Here is an 18,884-nt window from a genome sequence, read left to right on the forward strand (position 1 = left end):
TAAAATAGCCGGGATCTGTGTCCGCGAACTGGGAGTATTGCTTTGACTGATGAAGGCCGTTTGCTCGCCGGTCGATACCGCGTGGGCGCACTCATCGGGCGTGGCGGCATGGCCGATGTCCACATCGGAACCGACTCCCGGCTCGGCCGCACCGTGGCCATCAAGCTGCTCAAGTCGTCACTGGCTGCCGATCCGGCCTTCCGCACCCGCTTCCGCCAGGAGGCGCAGGCCGCCGCCCGGATGGCACACCCGACCATCGTGCGCGTCTTCGACGCCGGCGAAGAGACCGTCACCGACTCGAGCGGCGGCGAAACGCAGATCCCGTTCATCGTCATGGAATACGTCGACGGACGCCTGCTCAAGGACATCATCCATGAGGGTCCTCTCGCTTCGGCCGAGGCCGTACGCATCATCGACGGCGTCCTGACCGCCCTCGAGTATTCCCACCGGGCCGGCGTCGTGCACCGCGACATAAAACCGGGCAACATCATGATCACCAAGACCGGCCAGGTCAAGGTGATGGACTTCGGCATCGCCCGCGCCATCTCCGACTCGTCGACGACCGTCGCGCAGACGACAGCGATCCTGGGCACCGCCTCCTATTTCTCTCCCGAGCAGGCCAAGGGCGAGTCGGTGGATGCCCGTACCGACCTGTATTCCACCGGTGTCGTCCTCTTCGAGATGCTCGCCGGCCGCGCGCCATTCCGGGGCGACAGCCCCGTCGCCGTGGCCTACCAGCACGTGAGCGAGACCCCGGTCAAGCCCAGCTCGATCAATGCGAGGGTCTCCCCGGCGCTCGACACCGTCGTGCTCCACGCCCTGGCCAAAGACCGGTTCGCCCGGTACCAGAGCGCGGTGGAGTTCCGAAACGACGTCGAGACCGCGGGCTCCGGGCAGATTCCGGTGCGCCGCACCCTCGACGAATCCGGCGCAGGCCTGTTCGGGGCGCCGCCCGCGTCCGCGTCCGGCTCCGAGCTCGCGCTCAAGCAGCTCTCCGAGGACGAGACCATGGTGCGCACCCAGCGCCGCCCCCCGGTGATCTGGGTGTGGGCCGGCATCCTGAGCGTCATCGTGATCGTGATCTCGGTGATGATCTGGGCGTTCAGCCTCACGCCGAGCAGCGACCTGCCCGACAACTCGCGCAAGGTGCCCTCCCTCACCGGCCAGACCTACGAGAAGGCGCAGAACCAGCTGCTCGACCTCGATCTGGCGGCGACGATGGCCCAGGAGGCGAGTGCCACGGTGCCCAAGGACCGAGTCACCCGCACCGATCCGCCGGCAGGCACGATCGCCCAGCCGACCGACGTGATCAAGGTCTACGTGTCCACCGGCGCCCAACCGGTCGAAGTGCCGGATGTCGCGAACATGCCGATCGCGGATGCGCAGGCGGCCATCACCGCCCTCGGCCTCGTGCCGGGCTCGGTCACCCAGGAGAACTCCCCGAGCATTGCGGCGAACCTCGTGCTCAGCACCGATCCGCCGGCCCTGAGCGCGGAGAAGACCGGCGTCACCGTCAACTTCACCGTGTCGAGCGGGCTCGTCACGCTGCCTGACCTCGTGGGACAGTCCCTGGTCGCCGCGAGCGACCTCCTCGGCGGGGCGGATGTCCAGCTGGTGCCGATGCCCACCCCCGATCCGGGTTGCCCGTCGAAACCGGGTTCCCCCGTCACCAAGCAGTCATTGCCGGCCGGTGACGTTCCGCAGAAGTCGCAGGTCACCCTGACCTACTGCGCCGGCTGAGACGCCCCACCGTGAGCCGGCGGTCAGCTGAGCTTGAGCATGGGCGTGAGCCCCTTGGCGGTCTCTTTCGCCTCCGGCAGGCCCGCCAGCGCAAGCCAGTTGCCGAGCATCCGGTAGCCGCCCTCGGTCAGCACCGATTCCGGGTGGAACTGCACGCCGAGGATGGGGGCGGAGACGTGCCGGAGGCCCATGATCACGCCGCCCTGGGTGCGTGAAGTCACGATCAGGTCGTCAGGGACGGTCGAGTCGACCACGGCAAGCGAGTGGTACCGCGTGGCCGTGAATGGCTGCGGCACGCCCTCATAGAAGTCGCTGTCGTCATGGGTGATCAGGCTGGTCTTGCCGTGCATGAGCTCAGCGGCGTTCGTCACAGTGGCTCCGAAGGCCTCCGCGATGGCCTGGTGGCCCAGGCAGACGCCGAACAGGGGCAACCCGGACTGCACCGCCGCCCGTACGATCGGGATCGATACGCCGGCGTCCACCGGCTTGCCGGGGCCGGGCGAGAGCAGCACGCCGTCGTACTCGGCGATCCGGGACGCGGCGTCCGAGTCCGCGAATGCGTCGTTTCGCAGAACCACGGTCTCGGCGCCCAGCTCCATCAGGTACCCGTTGAGGGTGTAGACGAAACTGTCGTAGTTGTCGATGACGAGTATGCGGGTCATGGGCTTCCCACCGTGGCTTCCTGGTTGTTGACGATCGAGTCCACCCAGGGGAACACCCAGGTGGAGAGAATGAGGAGCAGGCCGGCCAGCAGGAGGAGCAGGAGGAGGATACGAATCCAAACCGGACCGGGGAGAGCCCGCGGCGGGTCTGCTCCGCGGCGGGTCTCCTCCGCGGCGGGCAGATCGTCTCGGCCGGACATGCTATCAATTCTAATCGGTGCGCGGCGGGCCGCCTGCGGGCGGAATCGGGCATTCAGGCTAGAATCGAAGGCATGGCACGCACGAATCCCCGCACCAAGCCCGCCCGCACCGAGGTCGTTCGCTCTGGCGAGGAAGCTCCGAATGCCGTCTGGTTCAAACCCGTCATGTTCGGCTTCATGCTGATCGGCCTCGCCTGGATCATCGTCTTCTACGTGAGCCAGGGCACCCTTCCGGTTGCCTCGCTCGGATCGTGGAACATTCTGGTCGGCTTCGGGATCGCCTTTGTCGGGTTCCTGATGACGACCCGCTGGCGCTGAACACCCCCCGTTCAGGGGTGGCAATTACACCGGTGTAATTATCCCCATGTGGAAACACCTGTGGATAACTTTTGGGCCAGCAGCTACGCCAGGAACTTGGCGAAGCTGAGTGCCAGGAGAAGCGCACCGAAGGCGACGATCAGCAGGGTTTGCAGCCGCTGGTCCCTGATCCGCCGCGTCTGCACGTAGATCGAGCCGACGACCGCTCCGGCGATCAAACCGCCCACGTGGGCCTGCCACGCGATGCCCAGCCCGGGGATGAAGCCGATCACGAGGTTGATGCCGACCAGGACCAGCAACTGGGTTGAATTGCCGCCCAGTCGGCGCTGGATGACGAGGAACGCCCCCATCAGTCCGAAGATGGCCCCGGACGCTCCCACGACCGGCACGCCGGGATTGGACAGGAAGAGCACGCCCAGGGACCCGGCCAGGCCGCTGAGAACGTAGAGCGCGAGGTAGCGCCCCCGCCCGAGCATTCCCTCGAGGATCTGACCGAAGATCCACAGCGTGTACATGTTGAGCGCCACGTGCAGGATCGAGCCGTGCACGAGGGCGGTGGTCAGCATCCGCCACGGCTCGAAATTGGCCGGGTAGGAATAGGCGCCGGCGTAGAGGAGGAGGCCGGTGATGCTGTCACCGAGGAAGAATTGCAGCACGTAGACGGCGAACGTGACACCGATGATGCCGTACGTCACGGTGGGGCTGCCCGCTCCGCCGAGCCGGGTCAACACGGCTGGTTTGGTGCGGGGCGCGTTCTTCCGCTGCTCCTTCATGCATTCGGGGCAGATCACGCCGACCGCGGCCTGGGTCTGGCAGTCAGGGCAGATGGTACGGCCGCAGCGTTGGCAGAGGATGAAGCTCTGCCTGCCCGGATGCCGGTAGCAGAAATTAGCGGCGGCACCGGGCAGGTCACTCATGGGTGATGGGGCCTAGACCTGCTCGACGGTGACGCTCTCGATGACGACCTCGGTGAGGGGACGGTCACGGCCGTCGGTGGGAACCGTGGCCAGCTTTTCGACGATTGCGCGGGAGGCTTCGTCTTCGACGGCGCCGAAGATGGTGTGCTTGCCCTGGAGCCAGGTGGTCGGCACGACGGTGATGAAGAACTGCGAGCCGTTGGTACCGCGGCCACCCTGGCTGCCCGCGTTCGCCATCGCGAGCACGTAGGGCTGGGTGAAGTCGAGGTCGGGGCTGATTTCATCGTCGAACTGGTAGCCCGGTCCGCCGGTGCCCTGGCCGAGCGGGTCGCCGGCCTGGATCATGAAGTCCTTGATGATGCGGTGGAAGACAGTCCCGTCATAGAGGGGAGCCTTCGACGCCTGACCGGTGGCGGGGTGCTTCCACTCGATCTCGCCGGTCGCGAGACCGACGAAGTTCTTGACGGTCTTCGGCGCGTGATTGCCGAAGAGGTTGACCTTGATCGGCCCGAGGGTGGTATTGAGCGTGGCGACGGCAGTGTGCTTTGACATGGAAACAATTCTTGCACAGCGGGATTGGCACAATCTGACTGCCCAACAGGGGATACCCAGAGCCCTCCCAGTCGATTGCGTGGCAAGATGGAAGGAGTTAGCCATAAGACATCGATGGAGGGTCCAGATGAGCCTGTCACGCAAGCGCCGCAAGGAACTGACACGGCTGCGCAAGAGCGCAGACGAATTGTGGAGCCACCAGCAGGAAGTGTTGGAGCGCGCGAACGCGATCGCGCGCGAGGTCGGCCGCCAGGCGGGGGTCCTCACCCGTGAGGAAGTCGTTCCCCGTGTGCGCGACCGCTACGACAACATCCTCCGCCCGAGGGTGCAAGCGACGCAGGAGCTGGCCGAGGGCGTCCGACACCAGGTTGTCGACAAGGTCCTCCCGGGACTCGGCACCGCGATCGGCACCGTGATGAGCGTCGGCGACGTCGCCCGCGATGCCCGCGTGCGCGCCGCGATCAACCGGGTGCGTTTCCAGAAGCCCGTTGTGATTGAGAAGAAGGGCCTCGGCGCCGGCAGCTACCTCGCCATCGGTGTTGGCCTCGCAGCCGCTGTCGGGGTCGCCTACGCCGTCTGGCAGACGTTCCGCGCCGACGACGAGCTCTGGGTGGCCGAAGACGAGCCCGCAGCCGCCACATCCGTCGAGGACTAGTCCTCCGCGTTCTCCAGGAAGGCCCGCATCCGGTGGATGCGGGCCTTCCGCCTTGTCCGCCGGTGGTCGACCCCGCCCCGGTGGTCGAGCCCGTCGAGACCCCGCCCGGCGGTCGAGCCCGTCGAGACCCCACCCCGGTGGCCGTCCCCGTCGAGACCCCGCCCGCCCCGGCGGTCGAGCCCGTCGAGACCCCGCCCCGGCGGTCGAGCCCGTCGAGACCCCGCCCCGGTGGTCGAGCCCGTCGAGACCCCGCCCCGGTGGCCGTCCCCGACACGGATGCGCTCACCGGGCAACGCCAGCTCGCCGAAGCCCGTCACGTAGACATCGGCGCCGCATCGGCATCGGCATCGGCACCGGCACCGGCACCGGCACCCAGAGCATCGTAACCCGAAGCCGGACACGGCCATCTCGAGGGCAGGCTGGGTGGGGTCTCGACAGGCTCGACCACCGAGACAGGCTCGACCACCGGGTCTCGACGAGCTCGACCACGGGCGCGCATATCCGCCTCTTGCGGCCCGCGGCGGGCCATTCGATGAGGCCTGATCGCCGCAGCGTGTCGCATTCGGCTCGCTGGTTCGGCTGAATGACAAACGCCCGCTCCCATGAAATGGGACCGGGCGTTCTGTGTTTGTGGAGCCACGGGGAATCGAACCCCGGACCTCCTGCTTGCAAAGCAGGCGCTCTACCAATTGAGCTATGGCCCCGCATGATCACGGGGACGTGTGTGTTTCAGTACTACGTGGGGATACCGGGATTTGAACCTGGGACCTCTTCGTTATCAGCGAAGCGCTCTAACCAACTGAGCTATATCCCCCTATTGGGCAGATTTGAGACTACCGGATCTGGCCGGTTTCTCCCAATCGGGCCGAGAATCGGCCCGATTGGGAGCGGTTGACGTTAGTTGTTTGTGAAGCCGACGAGGAGACCACCGGTGATCTTCACGCTCAGGTTGTACAGCACGGCATAGACGGCGCCCAGTGCCGTGATCACGACGGTATTCAGGATGGCCACGACGACCGCGAAGCCCATGACGTTGCCGATCGACAGGACACTGGCCAGGTCCGCCGACGAGCCGGCGATGTCCGCGTACAAGGCGTCGACCTTCTCGAAGATCCCGGTCCCGTTCAACACGGTGAAGACCAGGAACGTCGCGACGATTGTCACGATTCCCAGGCACAGCGCGATCAGGAACGACAGCTTCACGGCCGACCAGAAATCGATGTAGACCAGCTTGAGGCGAACCTGTTTACCCACGCTGGGCCTCCGGCCTGATTTCTTGGCAAGCTTTTCTGCGACACTACTCATCTACGGGCTCTTCCTTCCCCGAGTCGCCGTCCGGTTCGGCCGCAATAATCTCGGCCACCAGATTGCGCTCGGTGTTCTTCGCTATGGCAATGATCCTGTCTTCATCCGCAAACTTAGCGAAGACAACGCCCATTGTGTCCCGTCCCTTGGCCGGGACTTCGGCGACGTCAGAGCGTACCACCTTGCCGCTGGCAAGAACCACAAGGACCTCATCCTCCTCATCGACGATGAGGGAGCCGACCAGGTCGCCGCGGTCGTCATTCAACTTCGCGACCTTGATGCCCAGCCCGCCGCGGTTCTGCAGGCGGTACTGGTCGGCGGCGGTGCGCTTGGCGTATCCGCCCTCGGTGACGACGAACACGTACCCATCGTCCGAGACAACGGATGCGTCGAGCAGCTTGTCCTCGCCGCGGAAGTGCATCCCGATAACACCCGACGTGCTGCGGCCCATCGGGCGCAGCGCCTCGTCCGACGCCGTGAACCGGATGGACATGCCCTTGCGCGAGACGAGCAGCAGGTCGGAGTCCTCTTCGACGAGCAGCGCGGAGACGAGTTCGTCGCCCTCGCGGAGCTTGATCGCGATGATTCCGCCGGTACGGTTCGTGTCGTATTCACGGAGCGCGGTCTTCTTGATCAGGCCGTCCCTGGTGGCCAGGGTGAGGTACTGGGCAACCCCGTAGTCGCGGATATCGAGGATCTGCGCGATCTCCTCGCCGGGCTGCAGTGCGAGCAGGTTGGCCACGTGCTGGCCCTTCGCGTCCCGCCCGGATTCCTGCGCCTCGTAGGCCTTGGCGCGGTAGACCCGGCCGGTGTTGGTGAAGAACAACAGCCAGTGGTGGGTGGTGGTGACGAAGAAGTGCTCGACCACGTCGTCCGCGCGCAGTTGCGCCCCCTTGACTCCCTTACCGCCGCGGTGCTGGTTGCGGTAGTTGTCGCTGCGTGTGCGCTTGATGTAGCCGCCGCGGGTGACCGTGACCACCATCTCCTCTTCGGGGATGAGGTCTTCGACCGACATGTCGCCGTCGAAACCGAACATGATCTCGGTACGCCTCACATCACCGAACTTGTCGGTGATCTCGGTCAGTTCCTCGCTGATGATCGTGCGCTGGCGCTCCGGGCTGGCCAGGATCGACTTGAATTCAACAATCTGCAGTTCCAGCTCGGCGGCCTGGTCGATGATCTTCTGACGCTCGAGGGCGGCAAGACGTCGCAGCTGCATGGTCAGGATGGCGTCGGCCTGAAGCTTGTCCACATCGAGCAGGTCCATCAGGCCGGTGCGGGCGTCGTCCACTGTCGGGGAACGACGGATGAGGGCGATCACCTCGTCGAGGGCGTCGAGGGCTTTGAGGTACCCGCGGAGGATGTGCGCATCCGCTTCAGCCTTGTTCAGGCGGAACTGGGTGCGCCGAACGATGACCTCGACCTGATGGGCGACCCACGCGGCGATGAAGCCGTCGAGGGACAGCGTACGCGGAACACCGTCGACGATCGCGAGCATGTTCGCGCCGAAGTTCTCCTGCAGCGGGGTGTGCTTGTAAAGGTTGTTCAGCACGACCTTGGCCACGGCGTCGCGCTTGAGCACGATCACGAGGCGCTGGCCGGTACGGCCCGACGTCTCGTCGCGGATGTCGGCGATCCCGGCGATCTTGCCGTCCTTGACCAGGTCGGCGATCTTGATGGCAAGGTTGTCGGGGTTGACCTGGTAGGGCAGTTCGGTGATCACGAGGCAGGTACGGCCCTGGAGTTCCTCGATGCTCACCACGGCGCGCATGGTGATCGAGCCGCGACCGGTTCGGTAGGCATCCTGGATGCCCTTGATTCCGAGGATTTGCGCTCCGGTCGGGAAGTCTGGTCCCTTGATCCGCAGGATGAGCGCCTCGAGCAGCTCCTCCCGGGTCGCGTCGGGGTTTTCCAGATACCAGAGAGCGCCCGCGGCTACCTCGCGCAGATTGTGCGGCGGAATGTTGGTGGCCATGCCGACGGCGATGCCGACCGACCCATTCACGAGGAGGTTCGGGAACCGGGCGGGAAGCACGGTCGGTTCGAGCGTGCGGCCGTCGTAGTTGTCCTGGAAGTCGACGGTGTCTTCGTCGATGTCGCGCACCATTTCGAGGGCCAGGGGGGCCATCTTCGTTTCGGTGTATCGCGGGGCGGCTGCGCCGTCATTGCCGGGGGAACCGAAGTTACCCTGACCGAGGGCGAGCGGGTAGCGGAGGCTCCAGGGCTGCACCAGGCGCACGAGGGCGTCGTAGATCGAGGAGTCGCCGTGCGGGTGGAACTGGCCCATCACGTCGCCCACGACGCGGGCGCACTTGGAGAATGCCTTGTCGGGGCGGTAGCCGCCGTCGAACATGGCGTAAATGACCCGGCGGTGTACCGGCTTCATGCCGTCCCGCACGTCGGGCAGGGCGCGCCCGACGATGACGCTCATCGCATAGTCGAGGTAGGAGCGCTGCATCTCCAGCTGGAGGTCGACCTGGTCGATCCGGCCGTGCTGCACGAGGTGCTTGGCCGCGGCCGCGGCATCCGCCGCCTGGACCAGGTTGTCGCCTACGCTCGCCGCGCCGGTGTCGTCGCCCGCGCCGGGCTCGTTGGTGGTGTCGTCAGATGTCAAGGAAACGCACGTCCTTCGCGTTCTTTTGGATGAAGTTTCGGCGGGACTCAACGTCCTCGCCCATCAGGGTGGAGAAGATCTCGTCGGCGGCGGCCGCGTCGTCAAGCGTGACCTGCAGCAGGGTGCGGGACTCAGGGGCCATCGTGGTCTCCCACAGTTCCTTGTAGTCCATCTCGCCGAGGCCCTTGTAACGTTGGATGCCGTTGTCCTTCGGGATCCGCTTGCCGGCGGCGGCGCCGTCGGCGAGCAGCGCGTCGCGTTCCTTGTCGGAATACACGTACTCGTGCGCCGAGTTCGCCCACTTCAGACGGTAAAGCGGCGGCTGGGCGAGGTAGACGTAGCCGAGATCGATCAGCGGGCGCATGTAGCGGAACAGCAGGGTCAGCAGCAGGGTCGTGATGTGCTGGCCGTCGACATCGGCGTCGGCCATCAACACGATCTTGTGATACCTGACCTTGTCCGGGTTGAACTCCTCGCCGATGCCGGCACCGAACGCCGTGATCATCGCCTGCACCTCGTTGTTGCCGAGGGCACGGTCCAGCCGCGCCTTCTCCACGTTGAGGATCTTCCCGCGCAGTGGGAGGATCGCCTGCGTCTCGGGGTTGCGGCCCTGCACGGCGGAGCCGCCGGCCGAGTCGCCCTCGACGATGAAGATCTCGGAGATGGACGGGTCCTTGCTCTGGCAGTCCTTGAGCTTGCCCGGCATTCCGCCGCCCTCGAGGAGACCCTTGCGGCGGGCGGTTTCCCGAGCCTTGCGCGCGGCCATCCGGGCGTTGGAGGCCTGCAGCGCCTTGCGGATGACTTCCCGCGCGGGGTTCGGGTTGCGGTTGAACCAGTCGGAGAGCTGGTCGTTGGCGACCTTCTGCACGAACGACTTCGCCTCGGTGTTGCCGAGCTTGGTCTTCGTCTGGCCCTCGAACTGCGGCTCGGCGAGCTTGATCGACACGACCGCGGTCAGACCCTCGCGCACGTCGTCGCCGGTGAGGTTGTCGTCCTTTTCCTTCAGGATGCCCTTTTCCCTGGCGTACTTGTTGACCAGGGTGGTCAGCGCGGCGCGGAAGCCCTCTTCGTGGGTTCCGCCCTCGTGCGTGTTGATCGTGTTCGCGTAGGTGTGCACGCTTTCGGTGTAGGCCGTGGTCCACTGCATGGCCACCTCGAGGGCCATCTTGCGTTCGTGGTCCTCCCACTCGAACGAGATGATCTCCTCGTTGACCAGGTCGGCCTTCTTGGCGCGGTTCAGGTATTCGACGTAGTCGACGAGACCCTTCTCGTACATGAAGGTCTTGTGAATCGGGTTGCCCTCTTCGTCGCCGTGTTCCGGGCGCTCGTCGGTGAGGGTCAGACTCAGGCCCTTGTTCAGGAACGCCATCTGCTGGAACCTGGCCCGAAGGGTCTCGAAATCGAACTCGATCGTCTCGAAGGTTTCCGCACTCGGCCAGAAGGTGATCGTGGTGCCGGTCTCGTCGGATGCCTCATCCATGGTCAGCGGGGCATCCGGCACACCGTCATGGAAGCGCTGCCGCCACACGTGGCCCTGCCTGCGAACCTCGACGTCGAGGCGAGAGGACAAGGCGTTGACGACCGAGCTTCCGACCCCGTGCAGGCCGCCGGAGACGGAATACCCGCCGCCGCCGAATTTTCCACCCGCGTGCAGGACGGTCAGGACGACCTCTACGGTCGACCGGCCCTCCGCCTTGTGGATGTCGACCGGGATGCCGCGACCGTTGTCGGCGACGCGAACGGCGCCATCCGCCAGGATCGTGATGCCAATGGCGTCGCAGTGCCCGGCGAGAGCCTCGTCGACCGAGTTGTCCACAATCTCGTAGACCAGGTGATGCAGTCCCCGCGGTCCGGTCGACCCGATATACATACCGGGTCGTTTGCGAACGGCTTCAAGTCCTTCAAGAACCTGGATATCGTCGGCACCGTATCCGTGCTCCGGCTCGATCTGTGGTTCAACTGACATCTGTAATTGGGCTCCTGACCGTCGCGCGGGCGACCCTTTAGCTTACCAAACGGCTTCGCTGACCCGGGCCAAAATCGGCGATCTGACGCGTTTTATTCCCGGGGGTGACCAGATTTGTCTCCCTAGCCGTAGGTATCGCGCGGACCGCGCCCTGGGATTGATCTGGGACCCTTTTTCCAGGAGGGGGCGTTGGGTCCCTGAAAACGGATCGACTGGATGCCCGCGTCGGGGTACCTCACCGCGATGTGCGTCATGATGTCGACCCGCATCATCCGAAGCTGGGTAGCCCACGCCGTCGACTCGCATTGCACGGTGAGGACGCCGTCCTCGATACCCGCCGGAGTGGAGTGCTTCGACGTTTCCTCACCGGCGAGTTCAATCCACGAGGCAAGGAGCTCGGACTGGGCAAGCGGGGAATTCCAGCCGAGCTGCAGGGTCAGCGAGTTGATGGTGTCGCCGATGCCGCGGGGGTCGCGGCCCACGCCGAACGGCACGCTCGACCCGGTCTCATCTCTCGGCCGGCGCCTGGCACGCACCCGCTTGGCGTTCGGGTCGCCGAACACGTCCTTGAACCGCAGGTAGACCCTGGATGCCTCGCTCGGCTCAGCCATCGACGACCGCCCCCGCGTTGATGTGGATCGTATGAGCGGCGAGTTCCTCCGGAACATCCTCGAGCACGGCCGCGGTGATCAGCACCTGCTGGAATCCGGTGACCGCCGCGGCCAGCCGCCGCCTGCGGGAGAGGTCGAGCTCGGCGAAGACGTCGTCGAGGATGAGCACCGGGTCGCCGCTGGCCGAATCCCGGCGGAGCAGCTCGGCCGACGCGAGCTTGAGGGCGAGGGCGAATGACCAGGACTCCCCATGGCTGGCATACCCCTTCGCGGGGAGCTGGTTGAGCATGAAGACCAGGTCGTCGCGGTGCGGCCCGACCAATGTCATTCCACGGTCGAGTTCCTTGCGGCGCACGCCGGACAGTGCAGCGCGGAACAGGTCGGTGGTCGAACCAGCACCGGTGGTCGAACCAGCACCGGTGGTCGAGCTTGTCGAGACCCCGGCGCCCCCGAGGGTCTCGACAGGCTCGACCACCGCACGCGGCTCGACCACCGCAGAACGCTCGACCACCGCACGCGGCTCGAACGCCGCAGAACGCTCGAAAGCGCCGGAATTCTCCTCGTCCGCTCCCATGATGCTGAGTGAACTCAGCAGGTGCGGTCCGTGGTCCTCCCCGGCGACGGCCTCGTAGGCTGTGCGGAGCGGTTCGCCGAGCTGGCGCACCAGCTCGACCCGATCGTCGATGATCTCGGAACCCAGCTCGATGAGTCGGTCGTCCCAAATTTCCAGTGTGCCCATCTGCGTGGTGCGGAGACCTGACGCGCGTGCCGATTTCAGCAGGGTATTCCGCTGTCGCAAGACCCGGTCGTAGTCGGCGAGAACCCCGGCCAGCCGGGGAGTGCGCAGCACGAGGAGCTGATCCAGGAAGCGGCGCCGACCAGACGGGTCGCCGCGCACCAGCGCGAGATCCTCGGGTGCGAACAAGACGCTCGAGAAGTACCGGGGCAGGTCACGGGTCTTGATGACCGATCGATTGACCTGGGCCCGGTTCAACCCTGAGCGGTTGATCTGCACCTCGGTGAGCAGGTCTCGCCCGTTGTATTCGAGCCTGGCCCGGATTATCCCGGCATCCTGGCCGGCCCTGATCATCGCAGACGTTGTCGACACCCGGTGCGAACTCAGGGTGCTGAGAAACCCCAGAGCCTCGACGAGGTTGGTCTTGCCCTGGCCGTTACGCCCGACGATGAGGTTCGGCCCCGGTTCAAAGGGAACCTCGACTGCCGCATAATTGCGGAAATCGGTGAGTGAAAGGTGAGTGACCCGCACTCGAGTCAGTCGGCCTTTTTGACGGCGTGGCCACCGAACTGGTTGCGCAGCGCCGCAACCGCCTTCATGGCCGGCGAGTCGTCCTGACGGGAAACGAACCGTGCGAAGATCGCCGCGCTGATCGTCGGCACCGGAACGGCGTTGTTGATTGCCTCCTCAATGGTCCAGCGGCCCTCGCCCGAGTCCTCGACGAAACCCTCGATCGCACCCAGATCGGGATCCTCGTCCAGGGCCTTGACCAGCAGCTCGAGCAGCCAGGACCTCACCACGGTTCCGCGCTGCCAGGCCTTGAAGATGCCCGGGACATCCTTGATCAGGTCGTCCCGTTTTTCCAGCAGTTCATACCCCTCGGCGTAGGACTGCATCAGCGCATACTCGATGCCGTTGTGCACCATTTTCGCGTAGTGGCCCGCCCCGACTTCGCCGGCGTGCACGAAGCCTTCTTCGCGCGGACCTTCCGGGCGCAGCGCGTCGAACACGGGCATGGCACGCTCAACCTGGTCGGCAGCGCCGCCGACCATCAGCCCGAAACCGTTGTGCAGACCCCAGACGCCGCCGGAAACGCCGGCGTCAATGTAATTCACGCCGGTCTTCGCCAGCAGCGCCGCGTGGGTGAAATCATCGCTGAAGCGGGAGTTGCCGCCGTCGATGACCAAGTCGCCTTCTTCGAGAAGACCAGCGAGCTCGGTGATCACAGCGGTCGTGATCGCACCGGCCGGAACCATCACCCAGACCAGTCGCGGGGAAGGCAGCGCTTCGACAAGGGCGGCCGTCGAGGGGACATCCGTCAGCGCCGGGTTGCGGTCATAGCCCGTCACGTCGATGCCGGCCGCCCGGAGGCGGTCGCGCATGTTCGCACCCATTTTGCCGAGGCCGATGATCCCGATGTGCATGGTAGGTCTTCCGGTCAGCGCAGCAGCAGGTTGGGCTGCAACAGGTACTTGTAGCTGTCCGCACCCGGCTGGTCCCGTGAGGTCTGGCTCGTGATCAGCACAGGGCCGGGCTTGTTGGGATTCTCGGTCTTCGTGAACGAGATACGCACGAACTCGGAGTGCACGGCGCCGAGGCCGTCCAGCAGGAACTGCGGCTTGAGCGAGACTACGGTCTCGGTTCCGGAGAGAATCGCATCGATCGTTTCCGACGCCTGGGCCTGCTCGGACCCGACGGCCTCGAGGGTGAGCCCGTCGGCGGTGAACGTGAAGCGCAGTGCCGCCTCCCGCTCGAGGACCAGCTGCACGCGGCGGGTGGCTTCGATCAGCTCGGCGGTGTTCATCACCGCGTAGTTGTCGACGTTCTCGGGGAAGAGCCTGCGCACGGGCGGGTAGTTGCCCTTGATCAGGAGGCTGGTCACGGTCTTCTTGTCGGCGGTGAACGCGATCAGCTCACGGTCGTCGGTGTTCGTGATGGCTACCGAGATGGTGCCGCTGTGGCCGAAGGTCTTGCCGACCTCCTGCAGAGTGCGGGCAGGAACCAGCGCGGTGATGGTTTCCGTGGCGGTATTGGTTCCCGGGTCCCAATCGATCTCGCGCACTGCGACGCGGTAGCGGTCGGTCGCCACGAGGCTGAGGCTGTTCTCGGTGATCTGTAGCTGCACTCCCGTGATGACCGGGGTGACGTCGTCCCGCGAGGCGGCGACAGCCACCTGAGCGACGGCAGCGGCGAATTCCTCTGCCGGCACCAGCCCGGACTGGGCGCTGACCTGCGGGATGCTCGGGTATTCCTCAACCGGCATGGACAGCAGGGTGAAGCTGGCAGAACCGCAGCTCACCGTGATCCGCGACTCATTTGTCAAGAATCGCACGGGGGCGTTGGGCATCCGACTCGCGATCTCGGCCAGGAGACGACCGGAGACAAGAACCTTGCCGGTCTCCTCGACATCAGCGGCAATCTCGGTTTGAGCCGAAACCTCGTAGTCGAACGACGAGAGGATGAGGCCGGTCGCCGTCGCTTCGATCAGCACACCGCTCAAAATTGGCAGCGTGGTGCGCTGGGGAAGGAGCTTCACAGCGAAGGAGACGGCTTCGCTGAAGACGTCTCTGTTGGCCTGAAATCTCACGAAGTCACTCCTGTCGATGGAGACCTGGATACGGCCTCAATGCTAGTCGGGTTTTTTTGTCATTCGCTGCGCCGGTGCGACGCAGTAAAGGTTGTCGGATGGAGAGAGATAGAAGTTAATTGTTAATCTTCTTAACCGTTGTGGAAACTGTGGATAACTCTGTGGATGACACGGAATCGCTGGGAACTACAAACCTGTAACTTGTTGGCAGCCTGTGAGCGTTAATCGCAGTGCGGTGTCGGGCTTCGAATCGGCCCGACCGAGTTTGCACAAGCGGAGCCGGAGTTTCTACAGGTTCAACCCTGTTGTCCAAAGAGTTTCCACAGGGTTTTCCACAGGTGTGAAACTGAGGGATTCTGCGCCCTATTTGTAGCGGTGGTTCTGTTTGATGCGATTGGTGAGCTCTGTGACCTGGTTGTAGATCGAGCGCCGTTCCTTCATCAGTTCACTGATCTTCTTGTTCGCGTACATCACTGTGGTGTGGTCGCGGTTGCCGAAGAGCTGCCCGATCTTGGGCAGTGAGAGATTCGTGAGCTCACGGCACAGGTACATGGCGATCTGACGGGCCGTGGCGACGGCCTGGGACCGGGAAGAACCGTAGAGGTCGTCGACAGTGAGTTTGAAGTAATCCGCAGTGTTCGTGATGATGTCAACCGGGGCGATGACATTGTCTTCGTCGAGCGTGATGAGGTCCTTGAGCACGGTCTGGACCAGGTCCATGTCGACCGGGGTGCGGTTGAGGCTGGCGAAGGCGGTGACCCGGATCAGCGTCCCCTCGAGCTCGCGGATGTTGGAGGAGACCTTCGACGCCATGAACTCGAGGATGTCGTGCGGCACCTGCAGCTTTTCGCTCTGGGCCTTCTTGCGCAGGATGGCAATGCGGGTCTCGAGGTCGGGAGCCTGCACATCGGTGATCAGGCCCCACTCGAACCGCGACCGCATCCGGTCTTCGAACCCGGTGAGGTGCTTGGGCGGCAGGTCGCTGGTGATGACCACCTGCTTGTTGTGGTCGTGCAATGTATTGAAGGTGTGGAAGAACGCTTCCTGGGTTTCCGCCTTGCCCTGGAGGAATTGGATGTCGTCGATCATCAGGATGTCGATGTTGCGATACCGGGCCTGAAATGCAGAGCCGCGGTTGTTCGCGATCGAGTTGATGAAATCGTTGGTGAATTCCTCGCTACTGACGTAGCGAACCCGGATGCCGGGATAGAGACTCATCGCATAGTGGCCGATGGCGTGCAGGAGGTGGGTCTTGCCCAGTCCGGACGAGCCGTAGACGAAGAGCGGGTTGTAGGCCTTCGCGGGCGCTTCCGCGACCGCGACCGCGGCAGCGTGTGCGAATCGGTTGGACTGTCCGATCACGAAGTTGTCGAAGCTGTACTTGTTGTTCAGCCGGGTGTCGTGTGGGCGTTCGGGTGAGGTGCTCTCGAAGACGGACTGCGGTGCGGCCGGGGTGTTCACGTCGGGCGCGGACAGCGTCTCCTGCACCGGGCGGATCGATTCCTTCTCCAGCTCCGGGTTGACCACGACATAGAAGGTCGAGACCGCGGTGGATTCGGACAGCTGGCTCATGGCGGTTAGAAGCGGCACCCGCATCCGCTGGTTGAGCATGCTCGCGGTGAACTCGTTGGGCACCTCGAGATAAAAGGTGCCCGCGGCGATGCCCTTGGGTTCGACCAGGTTGAGGAAGCCGTAAAGCATCGGTGTGATGGTGTCGTCGGACTCCAGGCTGGTTAGTACTGCTCGCCAGGTGTCTGCGATGGGTTGTTCGTCGGTGGCCATGGTTCCCCGTTATCCTTATTTGTTGCCTTCAAAACGACGGAGACGGCGGTGCGAACTCGTCTCTGAACGCGTCTTCCAGCCCAAGCATCCACAAGGTTATCCACCACCTGTGTGCAAAAAAGGCTGAATTCTCAGGGTTTGTTGAAAACCTGTGGATAACTTGTCCTCACGGTAGCCAATCCGCAACGGTGAGGCAAAATTTGTTGCCCTTCCGTGCGCGTGTCTTGCCCAACTCAGGTGAATTCTTGTGCAGAATCGATCTTTTGGGGACTTCGAGTTTGACCCGCAGAGGTCGAAGCCGTAGTTTTAATCAGTTGACCCCAGCCCGAGGGCTACCTCACTCTTTCCCGGCCGCTTGTTTTGGCCTGCGGAGATTTAACACGTGGAGACAAAACTATGAGCAAGAGAACGTTCCAGCCGAACAATCGCCGTCGCGCCAAGGTGCACGGCTTCCGCCTTCGCATGCGCACCCGCGCCGGCCGCGCGATTCTCGGTGCTCGCCGTCGTAAGGGTCGCATCGAACTTTCCGCTTAAGCACTCTCGTGCTCGCGGGGGCCAATCGCATCACCAGCGGTGACGACTACAAGATGGTCGTGCGTCGCGGTGTGCGGGTCGTTGGCCCACACCTGGTTGCCTATCTGCGCCGGAACCCCGATGGGGAGCCGGTTCGGTTCGGTTTCATCGTGGCGAAGAATGTCGGGAACGCCGTCAGGCGCAATCGCGTTCGGCGGCGGCTGAAAGCAGCCAGTTTTGATCTACTGCCGTTGGTGCGCCCAGGCACGGATGTCGTCATCCGCGCCCTGCCATCGGCGAACGCTGTTTCCTGGCCCGAGTTGTATTCCGAGGTCGAGGGGGCGCTGGCCAAATACCGGCGTCAACCCGGCGTTCGAGTTGACCCGGTGCCGAGCCCCGGGAATCGATGACCATCGATGAATAGGGCGATCGCGACCGTGCTGCTGTTCCCCCGCAATGGCGGAGTCGTTCTGCTACGCGCGTACAGAGCCGTGATCTCACCGCTGTATGGCGATGTCTGCCGGTACTATCCCTCTTGTTCGGCCTATGCACTCGGGGCCGTTCAGGAACACGGCCTCGTGGTCGGATCGGGCCTGGCCGCGCGCAGGCTTGCTCGGTGTCATCCGTGGGCCGAAGGTGGGATCGATGACGTTCCCCTGAAGCGAAAGCGTCGCTACACGGTGACGCCGTTTGGATTTGTTGTCGCACCGAGCCACGGAAAGGGCTGACCCAAAGTATGGACCTCCTAGGTACGATTCTCTGGCCTCTGAAATGGGGAGTCGAGCTTCTGCTCGTTGCCTTCCACTGGCTCTTCTCCAACCTCGGGATGGGGTACAACGACGGCATTACCTGGGTGCTGTCCATTGTCGGTCTCGTGATCGTGGTGCGGGCCGCATTGATCCCCATTTTCGTGAAGCAGATCAAGAGCCAGCGCAAGATGCTCGAGGTTGCTCCGCAGCTGAAGAAGATCCAAGACAAGTACAAGGGCAAGAAGGACCAGTTCTCCCGGGAGGCCATGTCCCGCGAGACCATGGAACTCTACAAGCGCACCGGCACGAATCCGCTCAGTTCCTGCCTGCCTTTGTTGCTGCAGATGCCGATCTTCTTCGCGCTGTTCTCCGTATTGAATGACGCCCAGCGCAGCCAGGCCGGTGTCGGTCCCCTCAACAGTTCGCTGGCCAAGAGTTTCGGCAGTGCCACCCTGTTCGGCGATGCGCCCCTGCATGACTCGTTCGCTACCCAGTGGACCTCGATGATCGCCGGCAACCCCTTCAACGTGGCGGTCATGATTATCGCGGCCACGATGGTTGTGCTGATGACCGCGTCGCAGTTCATCACCCAGCTGCAGATCGTCTCCAAGAACATGTCGCCGGAGACCAAGGCGAGCCCCATGTTCAAGCAGCAGCGCATCATGCTCTACCTGCTCCCTCTGGTCTTCGCCTTCTCCGGTGTGGCGTTCCCCTTGGGCGTTATGTTCTACTGGCTCACCTCCAACGTCTGGACCATGATCCAGCAGTTCCTGGTCATCCGGAACATGCCCACTCCCGGCAGCGAGGCTGCCAAGGCCCGCGAGGAGCGGCTGGCCCGCAAGGGTAAGCTCATCGCCACCGACGGGGACGTTATCGTTGTCGAAGAGCCCAAGAAGCCGCAGCGCCAGCAGCCGATCGCCAAGAGTCGTGCCAAGAAGCAAACCGGCCCCAAGAAGTAGAAAAGACAGAAGACCAAC

The 18,884-nt window shown here is 64.1% G+C and carries 19 protein-coding genes and 2 tRNA genes; 7 read left to right on the forward strand and 14 right to left on the reverse strand.

Annotation, left to right across the window (positions count from 1 at the left end):
* The first annotated feature begins 42 nt into the window (after nt 1-42).
* Nucleotides 43-1,740: a Stk1 family PASTA domain-containing Ser/Thr kinase gene (pknB, locus tag E3T48_RS07680; RefSeq protein ID WP_134523408.1), complete on the forward strand. Its 1,698-nt coding sequence runs from the start codon at nt 43-45 to the stop codon at nt 1,738-1,740.
* Nucleotides 1,741-1,763: 23 nt separating this feature from the next.
* On the opposite strand, the gene E3T48_RS07685 is transcribed toward pknB, so the two are convergent.
* Together E3T48_RS07685 and E3T48_RS07690 are read right to left on the reverse strand one after the other, a co-directional pair.
* Nucleotides 1,764-2,402: an anthranilate synthase component II gene (locus E3T48_RS07685; RefSeq protein WP_134523410.1), complete on the reverse strand. Its 639-nt coding sequence runs from the start codon at nt 2,400-2,402 to the stop codon at nt 1,764-1,766.
* A complete protein-coding gene (locus tag E3T48_RS07690; RefSeq protein ID WP_134523411.1) occupies nt 2,399-2,602 on the reverse strand; it encodes a hypothetical protein in 204 nt (67 codons plus the stop codon). The genes E3T48_RS07685 and E3T48_RS07690 overlap by 4 nt, the downstream gene beginning before the upstream one ends.
* Before the next feature lie 72 nt (nt 2,603-2,674).
* Between E3T48_RS07690 and E3T48_RS07695 the strand changes: the two genes are divergently transcribed.
* Nucleotides 2,675-2,920, forward strand: a complete 246-nt coding sequence (locus tag E3T48_RS07695; RefSeq protein WP_134523413.1) for a cell division protein CrgA — start codon at nt 2,675-2,677, stop codon at nt 2,918-2,920.
* Nucleotides 2,921-3,003: 83 nt separating this feature from the next.
* Here E3T48_RS07695 and E3T48_RS07700 read toward each other — a convergent pair whose 3' ends face one another.
* Both E3T48_RS07700 and E3T48_RS07705 read right to left on the reverse strand, forming a co-directional pair.
* Complete coding sequence (locus E3T48_RS07700) at nt 3,004-3,837, reverse strand: rhomboid family intramembrane serine protease (protein WP_134523415.1); 834 nt, start codon at nt 3,835-3,837, stop codon at nt 3,004-3,006.
* A gap of 12 nt (nt 3,838-3,849) precedes the next feature.
* Nucleotides 3,850-4,389: a peptidylprolyl isomerase gene (locus tag E3T48_RS07705; RefSeq protein ID WP_134523416.1), complete on the reverse strand. Its 540-nt coding sequence runs from the start codon at nt 4,387-4,389 to the stop codon at nt 3,850-3,852.
* A gap of 127 nt (nt 4,390-4,516) precedes the next feature.
* Here E3T48_RS07705 and E3T48_RS07710 point away from each other — a divergent pair, with 127 nt between their 5' ends.
* The gene (locus E3T48_RS07710) at nt 4,517-5,044 is read left to right on the forward strand and encodes a hypothetical protein (RefSeq protein ID WP_134523418.1); all 528 of its coding nucleotides are present in this window, start codon (nt 4,517-4,519) and stop codon (nt 5,042-5,044) included.
* 631 nt (nt 5,045-5,675) lie between these two features.
* Here the strand turns inward: E3T48_RS07710 and E3T48_RS07715 are convergent.
* The 10 genes from E3T48_RS07715 to dnaA form a co-directional block, all read right to left on the reverse strand.
* Nucleotides 5,676-5,748: transfer RNA gene (locus tag E3T48_RS07715), tRNA-Ala, on the reverse strand.
* Between the two features lie 36 nt (nt 5,749-5,784).
* Nucleotides 5,785-5,858: transfer RNA gene (locus tag E3T48_RS07720), tRNA-Ile, on the reverse strand.
* 83 nt (nt 5,859-5,941) lie between these two features.
* A complete protein-coding gene (locus E3T48_RS07725; RefSeq protein WP_134523420.1) occupies nt 5,942-6,349 on the reverse strand; it encodes a DUF3566 domain-containing protein in 408 nt (135 codons plus the stop codon).
* A complete protein-coding gene (gene gyrA, locus E3T48_RS07730) occupies nt 6,342-8,891 on the reverse strand; it encodes a DNA gyrase subunit A (RefSeq protein ID WP_241986716.1) in 2,550 nt (849 codons plus the stop codon). Before gyrA ends, E3T48_RS07725 begins: the two co-directional genes overlap by 8 nt.
* A 61-nt stretch (nt 8,892-8,952) precedes the next feature.
* On the reverse strand, nt 8,953-10,929 hold the full coding sequence (gene gyrB, locus E3T48_RS07735) for a DNA topoisomerase (ATP-hydrolyzing) subunit B (protein WP_134523424.1): 1,977 nt from the start codon (nt 10,927-10,929) through the stop codon (nt 8,953-8,955).
* Nucleotides 10,930-11,051: 122 nt separating this feature from the next.
* The gene (locus E3T48_RS07740; RefSeq protein WP_134523426.1) at nt 11,052-11,540 is read right to left on the reverse strand and encodes a DciA family protein; all 489 of its coding nucleotides are present in this window, start codon (nt 11,538-11,540) and stop codon (nt 11,052-11,054) included.
* Nucleotides 11,533-12,807, reverse strand: coding sequence for a DNA replication/repair protein RecF (gene recF / locus E3T48_RS07745; RefSeq protein ID WP_134523427.1), 1,275 nt, complete (start codon nt 12,805-12,807; stop codon nt 11,533-11,535). Before recF ends, E3T48_RS07740 begins: the two co-directional genes overlap by 8 nt.
* A gap of 5 nt (nt 12,808-12,812) precedes the next feature.
* Nucleotides 12,813-13,700, reverse strand: a complete 888-nt coding sequence (gnd, locus tag E3T48_RS07750; RefSeq protein ID WP_134523429.1) for a phosphogluconate dehydrogenase (NAD(+)-dependent, decarboxylating) — start codon at nt 13,698-13,700, stop codon at nt 12,813-12,815.
* Between the two features lie 14 nt (nt 13,701-13,714).
* Nucleotides 13,715-14,863 (reverse strand): DNA polymerase III subunit beta, encoded by a 1,149-nt coding sequence (dnaN, locus tag E3T48_RS07755; protein WP_134523431.1) that lies wholly within the window; start codon nt 14,861-14,863, stop codon nt 13,715-13,717.
* A gap of 363 nt (nt 14,864-15,226) precedes the next feature.
* Complete coding sequence (gene dnaA, locus E3T48_RS07760) at nt 15,227-16,645, reverse strand: chromosomal replication initiator protein DnaA (RefSeq protein ID WP_134523433.1); 1,419 nt, start codon at nt 16,643-16,645, stop codon at nt 15,227-15,229.
* A 396-nt stretch (nt 16,646-17,041) separates the two neighbouring features.
* Between dnaA and rpmH the strand changes: the two genes are divergently transcribed.
* Genes rpmH through yidC form a run of 4 tightly spaced genes read left to right on the forward strand, consistent with a single transcriptional unit; the run spans nt 17,042 to nt 18,866 of the window.
* A complete protein-coding gene (gene rpmH / locus E3T48_RS07765; RefSeq protein ID WP_134507576.1) occupies nt 17,042-17,179 on the forward strand; it encodes a 50S ribosomal protein L34 in 138 nt (45 codons plus the stop codon).
* Between the two features lie 8 nt (nt 17,180-17,187).
* Nucleotides 17,188-17,568: a ribonuclease P protein component gene (rnpA, locus tag E3T48_RS07770; protein ID WP_134523435.1), complete on the forward strand. Its 381-nt coding sequence runs from the start codon at nt 17,188-17,190 to the stop codon at nt 17,566-17,568.
* A gap of 6 nt (nt 17,569-17,574) precedes the next feature.
* Nucleotides 17,575-17,886: a membrane protein insertion efficiency factor YidD gene (yidD, locus tag E3T48_RS07775; RefSeq protein WP_134523437.1), complete on the forward strand. Its 312-nt coding sequence runs from the start codon at nt 17,575-17,577 to the stop codon at nt 17,884-17,886.
* An 8-nt stretch (nt 17,887-17,894) separates the two neighbouring features.
* Entirely contained in the window at nt 17,895-18,866 is a 972-nt protein-coding gene (yidC, locus tag E3T48_RS07780) for a membrane protein insertase YidC (RefSeq protein ID WP_134523439.1), read from the forward strand.
* The last annotated feature ends 18 nt before the right edge of the window (nt 18,867-18,884 follow it).

This window comes from Cryobacterium fucosi (assembly GCF_004403515.1).
Lineage (GTDB): Bacteria > Actinomycetota > Actinomycetes > Actinomycetales > Microbacteriaceae > Cryobacterium > Cryobacterium fucosi.